This is a genomic window from Burkholderia sp. APQ4-4ca (assembly GCF_057837105.1).
Map to the genome: position 1 here is coordinate 105,586 of NZ_JBYQCG010000234.1, position 18,857 is coordinate 124,442.

Sequence of the window (18,857 nt, forward strand, 5' to 3'; positions counted from 1 at the left end):
GCCCCGCCCAAACCATCGGTCTCCTTCGACCGTGACGTTCCATGGCGACATCTGATCCTGCCACTGTCCGTCATGGCCACGGACGACATCACCGTGCCCGTACATCAGGATCGTCGGAAGCGAGGGGTCCTCCATACGCGTCGCAATCAAAAACGGCGCGCTCCCCGCAACCGGGTTCTCGACGATACGAGACTCGAAACCCATACGGTCGATCGACGGCGCGATCTCGTCGACGAGGTAGGCTCGAAGCTCGCTTGCCCTTCCGGAATCCTGACTTTCCGTCATCATGTGGACGCGTCGCGCGAGATCTTTCAGGAAGCTTCCCGAATCGAAATATGTTGTGGCAGAGTCGATTGCTTGGTGGCGCGTCATGGAGATCCTCGCGTGTATCGTGGAAGAGCGGTTTGTTCAACCCTGATGGATCGAGCGTACGAAGCCAAAACGCGCACTACAATTGACTTTTTTGCGCGCCCTGCTTTCCAATAACGCAAACTTGGCGGCCCGTCATGCACAACGCTGCACTCCGATACTTCCTTGCCGTTGCCAACACCGGTTCGTTGAGCGAGGCGTCCGAGAAGCTGCACGTTTCGATCTCGGCGCTCAGCCGTCAGATTACGAAGCTCGAGGAGGAGGTCGGCTGCCCGCTGTTCGAGCGTCAGGCGCGTGGCATGGTCCCCAACAAGGCCGGGGAGCTGTTGGCTGCGCATGTCCGACGGACCCTGCTGGAAGGTCAGCAGGTGATCGACGAGATCAAGGCGCTGAACTCGTTCGATCGAAGCACGATCCGCGTCTCGACGTCGGAGGCGTTTTCCCGAGATGTGCTCCCTCGCGCCATCACGCAATTTCTGGAAAAGTCGCCCGGTACCCGTTTCGAGGTGGCGGTGACTGCGCCGGCAGAGGTAACGGCACACGTAAGGAGCGGCGAAGCGGATATCGGCCTGACGTTCGGTGTCGTACGAGAGCCGGAGATCAACGTCGAGTACACGCAGAGCGCGCCCATTTGCGCGGTCATGCCTCGTACACACGCGCTGGCCGGGCATGCGACGGTATCGATGGACGAGTTGCGGAATTACCCGATTGCCTTGCTTGATCGCGGCACGACGATCCGTCAGCTTTTCGATACGACGGCGAGCCTTGAGAATCTTCTCTTCGAGCCCATCCTGACCTGCAACAATTCCGGCACTCTGTATGCATTCACACAAATGTCGGGGGTGGTGTCCCTGACGAGCCGCCTGACGGTGCAGGCGCGTCTGGCGACGGACGGCCTGGTCGCGATCCCGATCGATCATCCGGGCATGTCGTTACGTGCGATCCAGATCCAGACCTTGACTGGAAGGGTGTTGTCGACCGTATTGATCGACTTCGTTGGCGAATTGGTGAAGCAACTGCATACGACCGACTAGGTACGCAGCGACGTCGTACCTGTATAACAACCGCCCCGAATACCACGAACTGGGGCAGCAAACAAAACACGAACCTGAGCAGAGCCTCCTTTGCCGTCCGCCCAAGGACGCGCCTTTCTTTTGGTTACTTTTCTTTGGAAGACAAAGAAAAGTGACCGCCGCCCCGCGCAGGGGCGACGCTAATAGACCGCCAGCAAAACAGGTTCAACGACAAGCGCATGGAGCGCGCCTAAAAGAACGACCCCCGCACATATCCAACCGATATCCCACCGTTATCCCGCCACCAACCCGACGACATTAGCAGCACCCGATTGCTTGCAAACCTCATTCCCCGCCCCCTGCCCCTCGAGGGCCCGCAGGCTTGCCTGCACGATGGCATGAGCATCCACCTCAAAATACCGCCGCAACTCCGCCCGCGAATCGCTCCGCCCAAACCCATCGGTCCCAAGCGTGACATATCGCCGCCCTTCCGGAATATACGCACGAACCATTTCCGGAAGCGCCTTCACATAATCTGACGCGGCGACGATCGGCCCGACCGTCGCGCGCAGCCGGCTATAAATCCACGACTCCCCGATATCGCCGGAACCAAGCCGCCATTCCCGCTCACATCGCGCGCCATCGCGCCCCAGCTCGACATAGCTGGTGACACTCCAGACGTCCGCGCCCACCCCATGTAACCGCTCGAGTTCGTCCGCCGCCTTGAGCACCTCGCCCATGATCGCGCCGCTGCCGAACAACTGAACCCGCCTCTGAAAACGGCCGCCCTGTCGAAACAGATACATGCCTTTCACGATACCTTCGTGCGAAGCATTGGCAATACTTGGTTGCGCGACGTTCTCATTGGTCACGGTGACGTAATAGAACTCGTCCTGCGCATCACTCAGCATGCGCCGCAGCCCATAGTCGACCAGGACAGCCAGCTCGCCGGCAAAGGACGGATCGTACGCCCGACACGTCGGTATCGTCGACGCGAGAAGATGACTCGAACCATCCTGATGCTGCAATCCTTCTCCACCGAGCGTCGTGCGACCCGACGTGGCGCCGACGAGAAAACCTCTGGCTCGCTGGTCCGCGGCCGCCCAGATCAGGTCGCCGATACGCTGAAAGCCGAACATGCTGTAGTAAATGTAGAACGGCATCATCGGAACACCGTGCACGGCGTAACTCGTCGCAGCGGCCGTCCACGACGAGATCGCCCCTGCCTCCGTGATCCCTTCCTCGAGAATTTGACCATCGGACGCTTCACGATACGAGAGCATCGATGAATTGTCTTCCGGATCGTACAACTGCCCGAACGGCGCGTAGATTCCGACCTGTCGGAAAAGATTCGCCATCCCGAACGTTCTGGCCTCGTCCGCCACGATCGGAACCAATCGCGGGCCGAGGTTGGCGTCCTTGAGCAGCGCACCGAGCTGCCTGACGAAGGCGGTCGTCGAACTCATGACCTTGCCGTCCGCATTCATCGAAAAACCCGCGACGCTCGCCAGCGGGGGCACCACGAGTCGCTCGGATGCCGCACGTCGCTCAGGGAGATAGCCGCCGAGCGTCTCGCGACGCGTGCGCAAGTACCGCAGTTCATCGCTATCGTGCGGCGGCCGATAAAACCGCGCTTCCGATGCCGCTTCGTCGGAAAGCGGGAGCGCGAATCGATCCCGAAACGCGATCAGGTCGTCCCGTTCCAGCTTTTTCTGCTGATGCGTCGTCATGCGCCCTTGCGCGATCGTGCCCATGCCATAGCCCTTCATGGTCTTGGCCAGCACGACCGACGGCCGGCCATTCCTGACCGTCGCCGCGGCAAAGGCGGCATGGATTTTCACGGGATCATGCCCGCCGCGCCGAAGCATCGCGATGTCGTCGTCGGACAACGAATCCACCAGCGCTCGCAGTTCCGGCGTCCGACTGAAGAACGTCTCGCGATTGAACGCGCCGTCATTGGCCGACAATGTCTGAAAATCGCCATCGACGGTGTTCGCGAAAGCCCGCTCCAGCACACCCTCACGATCGCGGCCGAGCAACGCATCCCACTCGGAGCCCCAGATGCATTTGATAACGTTCCATCCGGCGCCGGCGAACAACGCCTCGAGCTCGTCGATGACCCGGCCGTTGCCGCGAACCGGCCCATCCAGTCGCTGGAGATTGCAGTTGATGACGAATACGCAGTTGTCGAGCCGCTCGCGAGCCGCGAGCGTCAATGCGGCGATCGACTCGGGCTCGTCCATTTCTCCATCGCCGAAGAAACCCCACACGCGACGCTCGCCGTGCTCCTTCAGGCCGCGATTTTCCATGTACCGCATGAACCGCGCCTGATAGATGGCGTTGAGCGGCCCCAACCCCATCGATCCGGTTGGAAACTGCCAGAAGTCCGGCATCAGGAAGGGATGAGGATATGAACTCAATCCCCGGATGCCGCGAGCCTCCGCCACGATCTCCTGGCGGTAATGGGACAGCGATTCTTCCGACAGTCGTCCCTCGAGGAACGCCCGGGCATAGACGCCCGGCGCGGAGTGCGCCTGGAAGAACACCAGATCGCCGCCGTGCACCGCATCCGGGCCGCGAAAAAAATGCTGGAAACCGACCTCGAACAAATCCGCGGCGGAAGCATAGCTTGCAATGTGCCCGCCCAGTTCACCTTGCGCACGGTTGGCACGGACCACCATCGCGAGCGCGTTCCACCGTATCAACGCCGCGATCCGCCGCTCGATTTGCAGATCGCCCGGATAGGCCGGCTGCTCGTCGGGCGCCACGGTATTGACGTACGGCGTGACCAGGGGCGGCCGCCACCCGACGCGACGGGCCTGTGCGTGGGCCAACAACGAATCGAGAAGATGGCGCGCACGTGCGTTGCCTTGATCGCCGCCCCACGCATGCAACACGCCATCGAGCGCGTCGCACCATTCCCGGAGTTCCTCCGGGTCGGGATCCGTCATCGTGCTGGTCGGAAGTCGATTCTGCATGTCCATACTTGGCACCCCGAATTGGCGATATGCACGCCGCGTTCCGACTCTGACTCTAGTTGCAGCCGGAACGCGGCCAAGCCTCAACCGTTCTTGAACAGGAAGCTGTAGGCGTTCAATGCGGGGACGCCGCCGAGGTGCGCATACAAAACCCGGGACCCTTCCGGAAACTCGCCGCGGCGCACCTTATCGATCATGCCGTGCATCGACTTGCCTTCGTAAACCGGGTCGGTCAGCATCCCCTCGGTCTTCGCGCACAGGCGAATCGCTTCGAGCGTGCCTTCCGACGGCAGGCCGTATTCCGGGCCGCCGTAGCGCGTGTCCAGCACCACGTCCGCGTCCGCGATCGGCCGATCGAGTTCCACGAGATCGGCGGTCTGGCGTGCGATGCGCAGAATCTGCTCGCGCGTCTGCTCGGGTTTGGCCGACGCATCGATACCGATCACGCGATCCGCGCGTCCGTCCGCCGCGAACCCGACGACCATGCCGGCCTGCGTGCTTCCGGTCACCGAACACACGACGATGTAGTCGAACTTGAATCCGAGTTCCGCTTCCTGGGCGCGTACTTCCTCCGCGAAACCGACGAACCCGAGGCCGCCCAGCCGATGCTCGGAACAACCGGCGGGGATCGGATACGGCTTCCCGCCCGCGTTGCGAACACTCTCCATCGCCTGTTCCCAGCTCGGGCGAATGCCGATGTCGAAGCCGTCGCTGACCAGCCGAACGTCGGCGCCCATCATGCGGGACATCTGGATGTTGCCGACGCGGTCATACACCGCGTCCGAGTAGTTGACCCAGTTTTCTTGAACCAGCACGCATTTCAGGCCAAGATGAGCCGCGACTGCGGCGACCTGACGCGTCTGGTTCGACTGGATGCCGCCAATCGATACGAGCGTGTCGGCGCCGCTCGCCAGAACGTCCGGCACGATGTACTCGAGCTTGCGGGTCTTGTTGCCGCCGAACGCCAGGCCGCTGTTGCAGTCTTCGCGTTTTGCATAGAGATGCACTTTTCCACCCAGCTCCTTGCTGAGGCGCGGCAACTCATGGATGGGGGTGGGTCCGAAGGTCAGCTTGTGGCGAGGAAAGCGATCGAGGTTCACGGAGGTTCTCCGAAAGATGGGCGGTGGGTTCCGACGCCCGATGTCGCCGGGGCGACCGGGCACGAAGAAATTCTAGTTAAATACCCGCGAAACGTGGTTGCAAACATATTTCCTTCTCCGTGCCTTGAAATACAATTTCCAGCATCTCCACGAACGTAAATTTTTTCGAATCGATGAAATCGACAACAAAATTTCTCGACAAATCGCGCCCGGACGACGCCAGCCACGTCGAACTTGACCGCACGGACAAAGCGATCCTGCGCGCCCTTCAGAAGGACGCATCGATCTCGAACGTGGCGCTGGCGGCGAAGGTGAATTTGAGCGCGCCGGCCTGTTTGCGCCGCGTCGAACGGCTCAAGAGCCTGGGTTTGATCCGAGGAATCGTCGCGCTACTCAACGCGCCTGCCCTCGACGCGGGCATGGTCGTCATCATCGGGGTCGTGCTGGATCGATCGACCCCGGAATCCTTCGCCGCGTTTGAAAAAGCGGCCCAGAACGTATCCGGCTGCATGGAATGCCACGTGGTGACCGGCGAATTCGACTACTTCATGATGCTGCGCACCCGCGATAGCGAAAGCTTCAACCGACTCCATGCCGAGCAACTGCTTTATCTGCCCGGCGTGCGTCAGATCCGGACTTTCATGGTGCTCAAGCAGGTCTTTTCTTCGACGCAGATCGCCATATAGCGGCTGAGCCAGGCCGCCGTTTCCCGCGCACGCCGGAACTCGCCGGCGACGATCGCGCGGAAGCAGCGAAGCGGCTCGGCATCAGCCGCCAGCCTCCGCGCACGCGCATCGCGAGCCTCGACATCGGCTAGCGTCGGATTTCCGGACACGCGTGTCCGGGCACGTTGACACTCCCGCCGCCGCACTGCCGGCACAGCCTTGTCCGACAGTCCCCTTTATGTGGCACACCGCTTGCATGTATTGCCCGGAACGATCTCGCGGATCGCACCGGGCGGGCGGCGTTCATCCTTCGCGAAACGGCACGCGAAGACATCGAAGCCGGTACCGGTCCCTGCGTGGTCGTGATTTCAACGACGGGAGGCGGATGAGCTTCGACGCATGTCGACGCCTTCCCGACCCGACGTTCATAACAAGCACAACGACAACCGCTCACCGGAGCGAACGACAGGGGAAGACCAAAGATGAGCTTCGGACAATTGACCGTGCGAGTAAAACTCGCGTCGACCTTCGGCATGATGGCCGCGTTGGTGGTTCTGGTTTCGGTGCTCGCGCTCAGTGCGCTCGGCGACGCGAACGACGGCTTTGCCGGCTACGTCGACGGCGCGCGCGCCCGCGCGGCGTTGACGGAGACAATTCGTGCGGCGGTACTGCGGCGTGCGGTCGCCGTCCGTAATCTCGTGCTCGTGACGAAGCCCGACGATATCGAAGCCGAACGCGTTGCGATGACGCAGGCGCACGACGAAGTGCAGGCACGGCTTCGCCAGTTGAACGAAGCCATCGCCACCGATTCCGACGTGACGGCGAACGCCCGTGCGCTGGTGGCCGAGATCAATCGCATCGAGTCTCGATACGGCGCGGTGGCCATCGCGATCGGCGACGCCGCGTTGCATGGCCAGCGAGACCAGGCGATCGCGATGATCGTCGATCAATGCCGGCCGCTACTGAAGGAACTCGTCGCGGCAGCCGACACCTATGCCGGTTTCGCAAGCAATCGGGCGGCTGAAAGCAAGCAGGCGTCCGTGCAACAGTACGGCCGACACCGCGTCTCGCTGATCGGCATCTGTCTGGCTGCACTCGCGGCAGCCGTCGTGGCGGCCTTCCTGATCACGCGCGGCATCACGCGGGCACTCGGCGCGGAACCCGGCGACCTGAGCGACATCACACGCCGCGTCGCGGCGGGCGACCTCGGCACCGTCGACGGCGCCGCCGCCGCGCCGCGGGGCAGCGTGCTCGCCTCGATGGGCGAGATGCAGGCGAGCCTCGTCCGGCTGATCGGGCAAGTCCGCACCGCCGCGGACAGCATCGCGACGGGATCCAGCCAGATTGCATCCGGCAACCAGGACTTGTCGTCCCGCACGGAGCAACAGGCGGCGTCGCTACAGGAGACGGCATCGAGCATGGAACAGCTCACCGCCACCGTGCGGCAGAACGCGGAGAGCGCGCAACAGGCGAGCGCCCTGGCCGACGGCGCGTCGGACGTCGCGCAAAAAGGCAGCGCGGTGGTGAGCCAGGTCGTGGACACCATGACCGACATCAGCCACAGCTCGTCGAAGATAGCCGAGATCACCGGGATCATCGAAGGCATCGCGTTCCAGACCAATATTCTCGCGCTGAACGCCGCCGTGGAAGCTGCCCGCGCGGGCGAACAGGGTCGCGGCTTCGCCGTCGTGGCGAGCGAAGTCAGAAGCCTCGCACAGCGTTCGTCGGGTGCGGCCAAGGAAATCAAGGCGTTGATCGGCGCATCCGTGCAGAAGATTCAGGATGGGTCGCGTTTTGCCGACGACGCGGGCCACACGATGGCCGAAGTGACGAAAGCCGTGGCGCGCGTGACGGACATCATGGGCGAAATCGCCGCGGCCTCCTCCGAACAAAGTCGCGGGATCGAACAGGTCAACATCGCGATCACGCAGATGGACGAAGTCACGCAACAGAACGCGGCACTGGTGGAGGAAGCGGCGGCCGCGTCGAAGTCGCTCGAGGATCAGGGCCGTCGATTGACCGAGGCTGTCTCGTTCTTCCGCGTCGGCTCCGCGGACAGCCGTGCATACGACCAGCCGGCCGCGCACCGGGGTGCGGCAGCCACGGCGGCCGTGTCCCGGCCGGTGCGACCGGGCCGCACGCCCGTGACGGTGGCGAGCACACCGTCACCCCGTGCCGCGATGGACGCTGCAACAGACTGGACCACCTTTTGATTCGGCACGAACCATCCATTTTTTGGAGCATGACATGACGGAAGCAGTTGAAATCGCGGAGAGCACACCCGTACGCGATGGCGCCGGCGACGCGACCACGCAGGTATTTGTCGCCTTCGTGCTCGGCGACGACGAATACGGAATCGATATCCAGAGTGTCCGCGAGATTCGCCCTTATGTAGAACCGACGCCCGCCGCCGATGCGCCGCCGTTCGTCAAAGGCACGATCAACCTGCGCGGCTTCGTCATGCCGATCGTCGACCTGCGCATGACGTTCTCGCTGGACCCGATCGGTGGCACCGTGCCGACCGCCATCATCGTGCTCGACGGTGCGGAACAGGCGACCGGCCTGATCGTCGACTCGGTGAGCGGCGTCGTCGATATCGATCGCTCCGCGCGCCGCCCGGCGCCGGAGGTCGGGGCCGCGATGCAAACGGAATGCGTCACGGGCCTCGCCGCCTACGAAGGAGACGACGGCGAACAACTGCTGGCCCTGCTCGACATCGATCGACTGATGGAGACGATCGACGTCGGCGCGCGTTGGAACCGTCCGAGCAAAGCTTGATCGACATTCAAACGATGACGAAAGACACACAACGGCCGCCGGTATGGCGGCCCATCGAGTTTTTGCCGAGCCTGTTCTATCTGGTCGACGCTCAAGTGGACGAAGCCCGGGCGACCTTCGACAAATTGACCCGGCACACGACGGAACGACACATGCCGGACCCTGCGATGCGCGAGCGAGTCAGGCATGACTACATCGGGCAACGGAAGCTGTTGCCGATTCAATACGAGCAATTCATGCGTTGGCAATGGGAAGCCACGACTGCGGAGCAACGGGACATGCTCAAGCGGATCGGCGAGCGCGCCGACCACCTCGCCGCGCTGTACGATTCGATCATCGCGTGGCTCGACGAATCGTCCCGGGCCACATCCGGCGTCAAGCAGCCGAACGATTCGTCGACGTTCGCCTGAGCTCGATTCGAGCCGGCGCCATCAGCCTATGCGCGCCGGCTTTGCTTCAACCCGCCGAGCGATTGAATGGTATCGGCGATGTAAACCGGCCTCGCGTCCCTTTCCAAACTATTTCGGTTGATTGACGACAATAAAACACGCCCCACATCAACCTCGATCGGCGTCTAATTCGTTGACGCCGGTGTATCGATTGATTGACACATCCGATTGTTCGCTGTTGGCAGTGTCTTGTCCGGCATAGGCCTTGACGTGGCACGTCGCTTGCATATTTCGCGCGCACAGGAAGCGGCCCATGCAACGGCGGACGTAGTCGAAAGCGGGCCGGATAGCGCGGCGTGCTCGCCTGACCGTCATGCCGACCCGATGCGCGACGAAATACCGTATGGTTTTCAGACAGGTGCCAGGGATGAACATGCAACCGATCGAGAGCACGCTGCCCGTTTTGACGGATGCGGCCACGCTGCAATTTTCCGCTTATGGATTCGGTTGGGGATATCGTTCGTTTTCGTTATTGCGCGAGACGATGTGCGCCTTCCTGGGCGCCCGGGATACGAGCGAGCAGCAGATTCGGCTGGCCTTCGAACTGAACCGGCATCGAATCCTTCGCGCGGTCGGACCGTTCTCGGCGATGCCGTATCAAGGCGAGACGATCCCCGTTCCGGTCGAGAACCTGTAGACGGCTTGCGCCGGCATTCACCGATGCCCGGATAGCGGGTGACGACATGCGTGCACGATGTCGTCGCACCCCGAAGGGCGATACAGCCGGCGTTCGTTTCACTGAACATCCCGCGGCAAACTGCTTCGGCCGGCGAAGCATCGCCGCGCGAGCGGCTCGGCTCCCGCTCGCGTCGACTTCCGGCGAAGCACCGGGGCCGAGCCCGTCAGTGCGCAAGCCCGCGACCGATCCTGAATACCCCGACGACCTCGCGCAGCGTGGTTGCCTGCTGCGCCATCGCCTGCGCCGCTGCCGATGCCTGCTCCACGAGCGCCGCGTTCTGCTGCGTGACCGAATCCATCTGGCCCACGGCGACGTTCACCTGTTCGATACCCGTTCCCTGCTCGTCCGACGCCGATGCGATTTCACTCATGATGTCGGTCACGCGCCGTACGGACTGCACGATATCCGACATGGTCGCGCCCGCGCGTTCGACCTGCTGCGACCCCTGCGCCACGCTCTCCACCGAACTCGTGATGAGATCCTTGACTTCCTTGGCCGCGTTCGCGCTGCGTTGCGCCAACGTGCGCACTTCGCCGGCCACCACCGCAAAGCCACGCCCCTGCTCGCCCGCACGCGCGGCCTCGACTGCCGCGTTCAACGCGAGAATGTTCGTCTGGAACGCGATCCCTTCGATCACGGTAATGATTTCGGCAACCTTGCCCGAACTGCTCGAAATGGCGCGCATGGAGTCGACCACCTGGTTCACCACTTCGCCGCCGCGCATCGCGACCTCGCAGGCGCTGCCCGCAAGCGCATTCGCCTGCTTGGCGTTTTCCGTATTCTGACGAACCGTCGCGGTCAACTGCTCCATGCTGGCCGCCGTTTCCTCGAGCGAAGCCGCCTGCTCCTCCGTTCGCTGCGAGAGATCCAGGTTCCCCTGCGCGATTTCGCCGGCCGAAGTCGTGATCGATTCCGCGGTCGACTGAATTTCCGACACGATGCCGCTCAGTTGCCGTCGCATCGATTCGAGCGACGCCATCAGGCTGCCGCGATCGTTCGGCGCGACCGGCACGGGCGCTTCGAGATCGCCTTCGGCAATCCGCCCGGCCACGACCGCGGCGTCGGTGGGCTCGCCGCCCAGCGACCGCATGATTCCACGCGTGATGACGGTCCCCAGCACGATCGAGAGGATGACGGTGATGATGCCTGCCGCCGCGAGCGTCAACTTGGTCAACGCAGTCAAGCTGGCCACCTCGCCTGAACGTTGATCGAGCAGCGACTGCTCGGCCCCGGTCAGTTCGGCGGCCACGGCTCGATAGCGATCCATGAACTGCTTGTCGTCGCCCTGCTTGAAGTAGTCGATCAGCACGTTGGCAGGCTGCGTACCGGCATTGACGTCGCGCCGCATGGCGATCAGCTTGTCGTCGACCTCCGCCACCTTCCGATGCATGTCGCGCAGTGTCTCGAGACGACGCTGTTGTGCGGCATTGTCCGAAGTGAGGCTGCGCACGACATCGAACGACGTGGCGAACTGCTTGAGGCCGGCCTTATAGGGCTCCAGGTACCGGTCATCCCCCGCGGCCACGTAGCCGCGCACGCCCGTCTCCATGTTGACCATGCTGGTCAACATGTCGTCGTTCGCGCGCAGGACCTGGTAACTATGAACGTTCCAGCCGTTCGCCTGGTTCAGCTTCAGAAAATTGACGATCGAGATCGCGCTGCCGATCAACGATATGAGTACGACGATACCGAATGCTGCGCCCAGCTTCCTGCCGACTGTCATGGAGCCCATGCTTGCTTCCCCCTGTGTTGTTGTTCGTTATGTCGGCACGCAAGCAAACTTACTGTAATGCCCACCCATCCGGCCCGAAGAGACATTTCGCAAGATGGCCGGCCATATCGGTTGGCTTTCCCCGACACGCAGCCGCATCCGGTGACTATCCATCCTCGCAAACGATCGCGGACGTATTATCTTTTTATCGGTTTCCGCAAAAAACATTGCGTCGGGCGGGATAAACATGCCGAAATCCTCTGACAAATTCGGAATTCGGAGAATTTCTCCCGTAAATGGAACCGCACGTGCCGGACGGTGCGATGCTCGGACGAATCCGGCATTACCACACCCGGCAACGAACAACGTTACCGCGTCAAGACGAGCAGTTCATGCGCTGGCAAGCAGAGGCGACGACCGCGAAGCAGCGAGAAATGCTTGCTCGCATCCGTGTGCACGCAAACGCACTCTCCACGCTGTTCAATTCGATCATCGCGACAATCGACGCGCTCTCCAGAGATGCGCTCGACAGCAGGACGCTGGATGCGTCACCCTCCGCCCAACTTCGCCTCGCGGCATTGCCATGATGCCGTCGCATCGGGGCCCGTGCCGACGGTGCGCAACGCGCCGTCCGTCACGTACGGAATGAGACCCGTCGCGCGAATCTTCGCGGCGATCGTGCTGCGGCACGCCGCGTCGTCCGGCGCGCAATAGTCGATCGAGATCACCGGCAGCGCGTAGCGCTCTTCAATGGCCTTGGCTTGCGCGAGCAGCCAGTCGCGATCCGCTGCAGGGACGGCGCCGTAACGCCGGTTACGTTGATCCCAGTTGCCGAACAGCGATTCGAATGCAACCGCGGCGATCGCATCGTGCACCCTCGGCAAGATCTCGAAGCCGCGGTTCAGGATCAGTTGCGCGCTCGGGTAGCGTGACTTCACCGCGCGGATCACAGCGACAAGGCCGGCCTCCTGCTTCGCGCGCGCCGCTTCCGTCTTCGCGACGAGCTGGTACGAATCCAGCGTATCGAAAAAGAAGCCGCGGTACCCACGCGCCCACAGCGGCGCGATCACCTGTTCGACGAAAAACGACGGCCACCCCGGCGCCGACTGATCGACGACCGTCGACGCCCATGTCGTATTCCGCCCGAGCAACCACTGTTTCGGCATCCTGCGCGCATAGTCGCGCTCTGGTGTGACCTCGCCGACGCTCACATAGGCAAACCACGCAGGGCGTCGCGCGTCTTGAGAACGTGGATCGAAGCCGCTGTCGGGTTCGACGACGACGACATCGAACTTCTCCAGCTGACGAACCGGCACGTCGTTGCCGTAGAAGAACGCGACGGAACGCGGACGCATCGCATCGGCCGGATCGCACGCGTCAGGCGACGATACGGGCGGTGCGGGTTGCGCATAGCCTGCCCGCCCGCACAGCGCTCCAAAGATGACGACTGCGACGGCGGCCACGGACGACGCCGCTGCCCTCATCGGCGGCCTGCTCGACCGACGGATTCGGAATGAAAACATATCCCCTCAATGACGCAACATATAGGTTTCGTATTCGAGGCGGCCGAACTTGCGGTCGAGCAGCAGCACCGCCGCGACATCGAGAATGAGCAGCGCAAGCGCGAAGCCGTAGCCGTATGCATCCGGCGTCATCCATAGCGTGATGCCGGTCAGTACGCCGTTGAGCACGACGAAAGCCGCCGACAGCGCCACGACCAGACGACGCGCGTCGAGATAGAAGAATACGTTCAGCAAACCCAACAGCAGCACCTGCAGACTCGCGGCGATCACGTCGACGAGCAGAAGCGGAAGGTACAGCATCGAAATGTGCAGGGCCGCCAGCAGCCAGTGACCGAAAGCGACGATCAGCACCAGCACGGCGGCCTGCACCTTGATGATTTCATACAGCCCGGCGCGCACGCTGCCGACCATCATGTCGCGCATGTCGTTGATGTGCCGCAGCGTCGCACCGCTGCGCACGGCTTCGTAGAACGCGTCGTAATACTCGACGAAGTCCGCCTCGATGCGTACCAGGAACGTCGCCATCCCGGGCATCACGCAAACGTACGCGATGAACACGGGAATGTCGTAGATCACCGATGCATGCAGCGGCCCGATCACCGGGGCACCCGTGCCCGGCGCATACCAGAACATGAACTTGTCGAGCCATACGCCGAGATTGAACAGCAGTCCGACGAGCGCGAGCGTCGGATACGCGAAGCGCCGGTCGAGCATCTCGAACGACACGAAGCGATCGCTGCGGTAGTTTCGGTAGATCAACCCCGAAAGCCCGGCGAACAAGACGAGGTGCCCTGCGACGAAACCGCCGAGCAGGCCGCAGATGCCCTGACGGTTCAGCATCAGCGCGAACGCGACCGTGCAGCCGTAGCCGACCAGGAACACCGCAAGAATCTGCCGGTACTGTTTCACGCTGGACAAAAAGATCACCGCGATCCAGATGTTGCTGACGATGACGAATCCCGCGACCATCAGCAGCCGATACAGCAGCGGCTCACCGCGAAATCCCGCCGCCACCGCGATGAAGCCGATGCATCCCGATGCCGCCGTGGCGATGAGCGCCACGCCGTTATAGTTCGACAGCACGAGATCGTCGCGCTTTTCGAACAGCCGGTCGGAGATGAAGCGTGTGAACGACAATTGCAGCGGCCCGGTCAGAATCAGACTGCACGCGATCAGGTAAGTCACCGACACCTGAAACTGGACGATCGCATATTTGGGTATCACGAACGCGATGCTCATCACGCCGATGATCAGGATCCCGAATATCGAAAGAATCAGCGGCCCTGAGCTGATCAGCCCCGCATACGCGTATGCGCGTGCGACGCCGAAAAACGTCTGCTGCCGCAGGATCTTGCGCAATTCGAAGCCGATGCCGGCCATCAGCGGCCCTCCTTGCGCGAGCCGGACGCAGCCACGCCCGCACCCGCATGGTTCACCGGGCATCCGGCTTCGAACGGCTGCCCGCGACGCATCCGGTCGGGGGCGATCGCGAGCGCATCGTACAACGCCCGATACCGGTCGATCATCTGCGCACGCGTGTAGAAGCGCCGGACCCGGGAGAGGCCGGCTTGCTGCGCGGCCTGCCAGCGCCGCGCGTCGCCGAGCAGGTCGAGCGCCGCCTGCGCGAACGCGGCCGGATTCGCGATCGGCACGACCGCACCGGCGGGCCCGAATGCGCGGTCGTCCTCTCCGAGCCCTTCGATCAGTTGCCGGCACGACCCGACGTCCGTCGTAATCGACGGCACGCCGGCCGCAAAGCCTTCGAGCACGACGAGCGGGAGCGCCTCGCTGATCGACGTCAGCGCGATCACGTCGACTTTCGGCAAAATGTCGTGAATCCGCTGGAAGCCGAGAAAGCGCACCGTCGTCGCGAGCCCGAGGCTCTGCGCGAGCGCCCGGCATTCCAGCGCATAGGCGGGATCCTCTTCTTCCGGCCCGACGATCCAGCCTTCGATTTCCGGCATCGTCCGCGATGCGATGAACATCGCGCGAACGAACGTCTTGATGTCCTTGATCGGCACCACACGGCCGATCAGCGCGACGACGCGGCGCGGGCCGCCGTCCCGCTTGTCCAGCAGCGGCGCGAAGCCGTCCACGTCAACGCCGTTCGGAATGTTGCGCGTCCGGGCGGCATCGGCGCCGTCGGCGATCTGACGGTGTCGATTGGCCTCGTAGAGCGCGACGATCTCGTCGGCCGCGTCGTAGGCGAGCTTGCCGAGCGCTTCGAAGAAGCGCACCCACAGCGCGCGGAAATAGCTGATCGTCGATACGTCCCGCTCGAACGCGCCGCGGTTGTCGCGGATCCACTCGCTTTGCAGCAGATCGATCTTGCGTTCCTTGGTATAGATGCCGTGCTCGGAAACGAGCAGCGGACGGCCCGTGCGGTAATGCAACAGCGCACCGAGAAAGCCCGCGTAACCCGTCGATACGGTGTGATAGACGCGCGCCGGCGGCAGTGCGCGTGCGATCCGCGCAAGCTGCCACAGCGGCTTGTGCATGATCCGCACCGTCCAGAAGTAGTCGGTGAAGGAAGGGTCGGTGCAGTAGCGGTGATAACGCTCGACGATGAAGTCCCACGCCGCGCGGCTGGTGGAAAACTGCTGCTCGTTCAGTGGTCCGTCGTCGCCGATCAGTTGGACCAGGTCGGCCATCAGCGCAGCCGGGTTTGCCGCGGCGCCGTCCGTACCCGGCCCGCGCCACGCATCGTGCAGCGCGGCCGATCGCTTGAACGCTTCGGGGTCGCCGGGAATCTCCCGTGCGCCGCCCGTATCGGCAGGCACGTCGCCATACAGATAATGGGATTCGAAGTGAACGACGTTGTCGGGCAATGCGTACGTGGCGCCATGATAGTCGCCTTCCCGGCTGCCGATGAACACGATCGCGAAGTGCTTGTGCGGGTATGCACGAATCATCTCGTTGACCCAGCTCGATACGCCGCCTCGCACATACGGGAACGTGCCTTCCAGCAGCAGGCAGACGTCGATCGCGGTCGACGGCCCGGCACGGCGGTGAATGGACGGTTTCATGACGACCAGTAACGAACGACGGGATTGAGAACGGGCAGCGCGGCCGCGTTGCCGAGCGACGCGAGCAGCTCGGCCGTGCGCGAATACTCGCCGCGCAGGAACGCGGCCTCGGCGAGCCACGGCACGAGACGCTCGCGCGGAAAGCCCCATTCGAGCGCGCGGCTCATGTATTGCATGGCCGCATCCGCGTCGCCGGTCGCGAGTGCGAGGCGGCCGCGAACGAGCCACATCGCCGCGTCGCCCGCGTCGATCGCGAGCGCGGCCTGCGCGTGGCGGTCGGCCTGTTCGCGCGTGTGCCCGTGCACCGCACCGAGCACGAGATTCTGATAGACCAGCTCGAAGTACAGCTCGGCAAGCCGGCGATGGGTCGCCTGGCGCGTTGCGTCGTCGGTGGCAGCGTCGAGCGTCTGCTGCGCGTGGAAGATGTTCTGCGCGATCTCGTTCTCGGCGCGGTCGAGCGTGCCGTATGCGATGAGCCGCACGTCTTCGAGCGGATCGGCGAGCAAATCGCGCAGCAGCGTGCCGGTCGTGCGCGTCGGCATGCTCTGGATCGCAACGAGCGCGGAGAGACGATCCGACGCGGCCACCCGGGTATTCACGAGACGCGCCTGCAGACGCGCGCCGCCGCCGTGCGAGACGCGCGACACGAGATAGGTGACGAACTCGGGCAAAGGCACGTCGGCGTATGCGTCGTCGCCCTGCTTCGCGGGCCAGCAAGCCGCCCACGCACAGCTGGCCAGCACGACGAGGCCGCCGCCGACAGGCACGAACGTACAAGCCAGCCAGAGCGCCGCGAGCGTCCCGTTGCGCGGGGTTCGGTAACGTTGCGGCAGCAACTGCCGGTACAGCAGCGCCTGCGCCGCGCCGCCCACCACCATCGCGCCGAACACGGGCCACAGGGGGTCGACCGGCGATGCGGGAACGGGCATCGCCGCCCCCGCCCGGGCGAACCCGCCGAACCGCGCGAGCACGGCATATTGCAGCGCCGCGACGATCGCAATGCCGACGGATGACGCGAGTGCGGCCAGCATCGACGCCGATGGCACCCGTAACGCGCCGGGGGGCCACGAACCGGATCGCAGCCTAGACATGGATGCCGCTTCCCTTCAGCAGGCGCTGCAATGCCGGCCCCGGTTCGAGGCTGCCCAGATGCAGCGTATGCACGCCGATGCGCGCGCCTTCGAGATCGAGACCGAACTGCGCATCGAGGCTCGCCTCGACGCGTGCGAGATAGCCGTCGACGCCGGCCGTATCGGTCGCCGGCATCAGATTCACGAGCACCGATTGCGTCGGCGTCTTCAGCGGCCATACGAGATCGAGCGAACGGCGCCCGCGCATCACGTGCTCGAACAGCGAATCGTCCGCCTCGTCGTGCTGGAACACGAGCGCGACCACCGACGACGCAATCCCCGATTCGCGCTGCAGGCGCGTCAGACGCGCGATGTCGAGCGCGAATTCGTACGGGCACGCCGGTACTGCCGCCATCACGTCGCGCACGCACGCCGCATGCTCGACGCCGTCCGCGTAATAGCCGAGCAGCACCAGCAGCAGTTGCAGATTGTCGAAGTTCAGCGACAGAAACGGCATGCGCTTAATCGCGAGCAATGCGATCAGGCGGCCGTCTGCGCACACGACCGGCGCGGCGACGAGCAGCGCCGTATTCGGCGCCACGTCGCCGCTGCTTTTCGGATGGGCGATGCATTTCGTCTCGAGCGCGCGGGCCACGAGGCTGTCGCGCGGATCGAAATCGAATGCATCGCCGAGCCGCGCAACCGGTTCGCACACGATTCCGGGCGAGTTCGTCGCGCCTTCGACCGGATACAGCGCCGCCACCTCGATCTGACACGCCTGCGCGACGAATTCGAGCAGCGCGTGCGCACCGGGTAGCCGTACCGTGCTCGCCGCACCCTGCGGCGCCGCATCGAATCCGTGCGCGAGCGACAGCCGGCGCAGTTCGGTGATCGAATCCCGCAGCGTGGTCGGCTTCGACAGCAGGTCCTTTTCCAGCCGCTCGTGCGACAGACGCATCAGGTAGTGGCTCTTCGTGATCGCGACGAGCCGGTCGTTCAGATAGTCGTTGAGCGCGTTCGCCCGAGTTGCGCGAGCGCCCCACGTGTCGCCGAAATGGCCGACGACGATCGTCTGCAGCAACCCGCCGGCGAAGCGCTGCAGCGGCCACGCTTCGCCGGCCGCGGCAGGATGCAGGTGGGCGACGCATTGCCATGCGCCGATCATCAACGCGTTCGCGAGCAGCCCGAGCAGCGTCCCGTAACGCAGCGCGACGATGAGCGGGCCGAACCACAGCCACGGAAAGTCCGCACGCAGCAGCAGCGGATCGCTCCGGTCGAAGTACCAAGCAAGCGCGAGCACGAGCAGCATGAACACGATCGTTTCCACGACCGAAACCGGCCGTGCAGCGGCAGGCGCGACGAGACGGCGTACCGTACTCAGGTGCCCGAACGGATTCGCCTGACGCGATCGAGGCGACGCCGGTGCAGGGCCGCTCCCCCCGTGCGGGTTGCCGGTAGCGTTCGCGGCGCTCATGGTCGCCTCCGGGTCCAGTCGT

15 protein-coding genes and 1 pseudogene are annotated in these 18,857 nt (G+C 63.7%); 7 read left to right on the top strand and 9 right to left on the bottom strand.

The features are described from left to right. Positions 1-372 (bottom strand): annotated as a pseudogene (locus tag AC3IFE_RS29490) (M20 peptidase family dipeptidase); the annotation flags it as partial. 134 nt (positions 373-506) lie between these two features. On the opposite strand from AC3IFE_RS29490, the gene AC3IFE_RS29495 reads away from it, so the two are divergent. After that, positions 507-1,403: a LysR family transcriptional regulator gene (locus AC3IFE_RS29495; RefSeq protein ID WP_489193714.1), complete on the top strand. Its 897-nt coding sequence runs from the start codon at positions 507-509 to the stop codon at positions 1,401-1,403. A gap of 272 nt (positions 1,404-1,675) precedes the next feature. Here AC3IFE_RS29495 and mdeB read toward each other — a convergent pair whose 3' ends face one another. Both mdeB and AC3IFE_RS29505 read right to left on the bottom strand, forming a co-directional pair. After that, positions 1,676-4,333 (bottom strand): alpha-ketoglutarate dehydrogenase, encoded by a 2,658-nt coding sequence (gene mdeB / locus AC3IFE_RS29500; protein WP_489193716.1) that lies wholly within the window; start codon positions 4,331-4,333, stop codon positions 1,676-1,678. 110 nt (positions 4,334-4,443) lie between these two features. After that, positions 4,444-5,460: a 1-aminocyclopropane-1-carboxylate deaminase gene (locus AC3IFE_RS29505; protein WP_089471069.1), complete on the bottom strand. Its 1,017-nt coding sequence runs from the start codon at positions 5,458-5,460 to the stop codon at positions 4,444-4,446. Positions 5,461-5,633: 173 nt separating this feature from the next. On the opposite strand from AC3IFE_RS29505, the gene AC3IFE_RS29510 reads away from it, so the two are divergent. The 5 genes from AC3IFE_RS29510 to AC3IFE_RS29530 all read left to right on the top strand — a co-directional run bounded on the left by AC3IFE_RS29510 (position 5,634) and on the right by AC3IFE_RS29530 (position 9,989). Further along, positions 5,634-6,146, top strand: coding sequence for an Lrp/AsnC family transcriptional regulator (locus AC3IFE_RS29510; RefSeq protein WP_089471068.1), 513 nt, complete (start codon positions 5,634-5,636; stop codon positions 6,144-6,146). Positions 6,147-6,607: 461 nt separating this feature from the next. Then, positions 6,608-8,338 (top strand): methyl-accepting chemotaxis protein, encoded by a 1,731-nt coding sequence (locus AC3IFE_RS29515; RefSeq protein ID WP_489193719.1) that lies wholly within the window; start codon positions 6,608-6,610, stop codon positions 8,336-8,338. Between the two features lie 34 nt (positions 8,339-8,372). Then, positions 8,373-8,903 carry a chemotaxis protein CheW gene (locus tag AC3IFE_RS29520; protein ID WP_489193800.1) on the top strand — a complete coding sequence of 177 codons (531 nt, stop codon included), beginning with the start codon at positions 8,373-8,375 and terminating at the stop codon, positions 8,901-8,903. Further along, complete coding sequence (locus AC3IFE_RS29525; protein ID WP_089471065.1) at positions 8,900-9,313, top strand: hypothetical protein; 414 nt, start codon at positions 8,900-8,902, stop codon at positions 9,311-9,313. The genes AC3IFE_RS29520 and AC3IFE_RS29525 overlap by 4 nt, the downstream gene beginning before the upstream one ends. A 406-nt stretch (positions 9,314-9,719) precedes the next feature. Further along, positions 9,720-9,989 carry a hypothetical protein gene (locus tag AC3IFE_RS29530; RefSeq protein WP_489193721.1) on the top strand — a complete coding sequence of 90 codons (270 nt, stop codon included), beginning with the start codon at positions 9,720-9,722 and terminating at the stop codon, positions 9,987-9,989. A gap of 205 nt (positions 9,990-10,194) precedes the next feature. On the opposite strand, the gene AC3IFE_RS29535 is transcribed toward AC3IFE_RS29530, so the two are convergent. After that, positions 10,195-11,763: a methyl-accepting chemotaxis protein gene (locus AC3IFE_RS29535; protein ID WP_489193723.1), complete on the bottom strand. Its 1,569-nt coding sequence runs from the start codon at positions 11,761-11,763 to the stop codon at positions 10,195-10,197. A gap of 275 nt (positions 11,764-12,038) precedes the next feature. Between AC3IFE_RS29535 and AC3IFE_RS29540 the strand changes: the two genes are divergently transcribed. Then, on the top strand, positions 12,039-12,329 hold the full coding sequence (locus tag AC3IFE_RS29540) for a hypothetical protein (protein ID WP_489193725.1): 291 nt from the start codon (positions 12,039-12,041) through the stop codon (positions 12,327-12,329). On the opposite strand, the gene AC3IFE_RS29545 is transcribed toward AC3IFE_RS29540, so the two are convergent. From AC3IFE_RS29545 to AC3IFE_RS29565, 5 genes are all read right to left on the bottom strand, one after another. Beyond that, complete coding sequence (locus AC3IFE_RS29545; protein ID WP_489193727.1) at positions 12,291-13,205, bottom strand: endo alpha-1,4 polygalactosaminidase; 915 nt, start codon at positions 13,203-13,205, stop codon at positions 12,291-12,293. The genes AC3IFE_RS29540 and AC3IFE_RS29545 overlap by 39 nt on opposite strands. Positions 13,206-13,271: 66 nt before the next feature. Then, positions 13,272-14,645, bottom strand: coding sequence for an exopolysaccharide Pel transporter PelG (gene pelG, locus AC3IFE_RS29550; RefSeq protein WP_489193729.1), 1,374 nt, complete (start codon positions 14,643-14,645; stop codon positions 13,272-13,274). Beyond that, positions 14,645-16,291, bottom strand: a complete 1,647-nt coding sequence (pelF, locus tag AC3IFE_RS29555; RefSeq protein WP_489193731.1) for a GT4 family glycosyltransferase PelF — start codon at positions 16,289-16,291, stop codon at positions 14,645-14,647. Before pelF ends, pelG begins: the two co-directional genes overlap by 1 nt. Beyond that, a complete protein-coding gene (locus AC3IFE_RS29560; RefSeq protein ID WP_301736746.1) occupies positions 16,288-17,382 on the bottom strand; it encodes a tetratricopeptide repeat protein in 1,095 nt (364 codons plus the stop codon). The genes pelF and AC3IFE_RS29560 overlap by 4 nt, the downstream gene beginning before the upstream one ends. Continuing rightward, a complete protein-coding gene (locus AC3IFE_RS29565) occupies positions 17,375-18,835 on the bottom strand; it encodes a PelD GGDEF domain-containing protein (RefSeq protein WP_489193733.1) in 1,461 nt (486 codons plus the stop codon). Before AC3IFE_RS29565 ends, AC3IFE_RS29560 begins: the two co-directional genes overlap by 8 nt. Between the last annotated feature and the right edge of the window lie 22 nt (positions 18,836-18,857).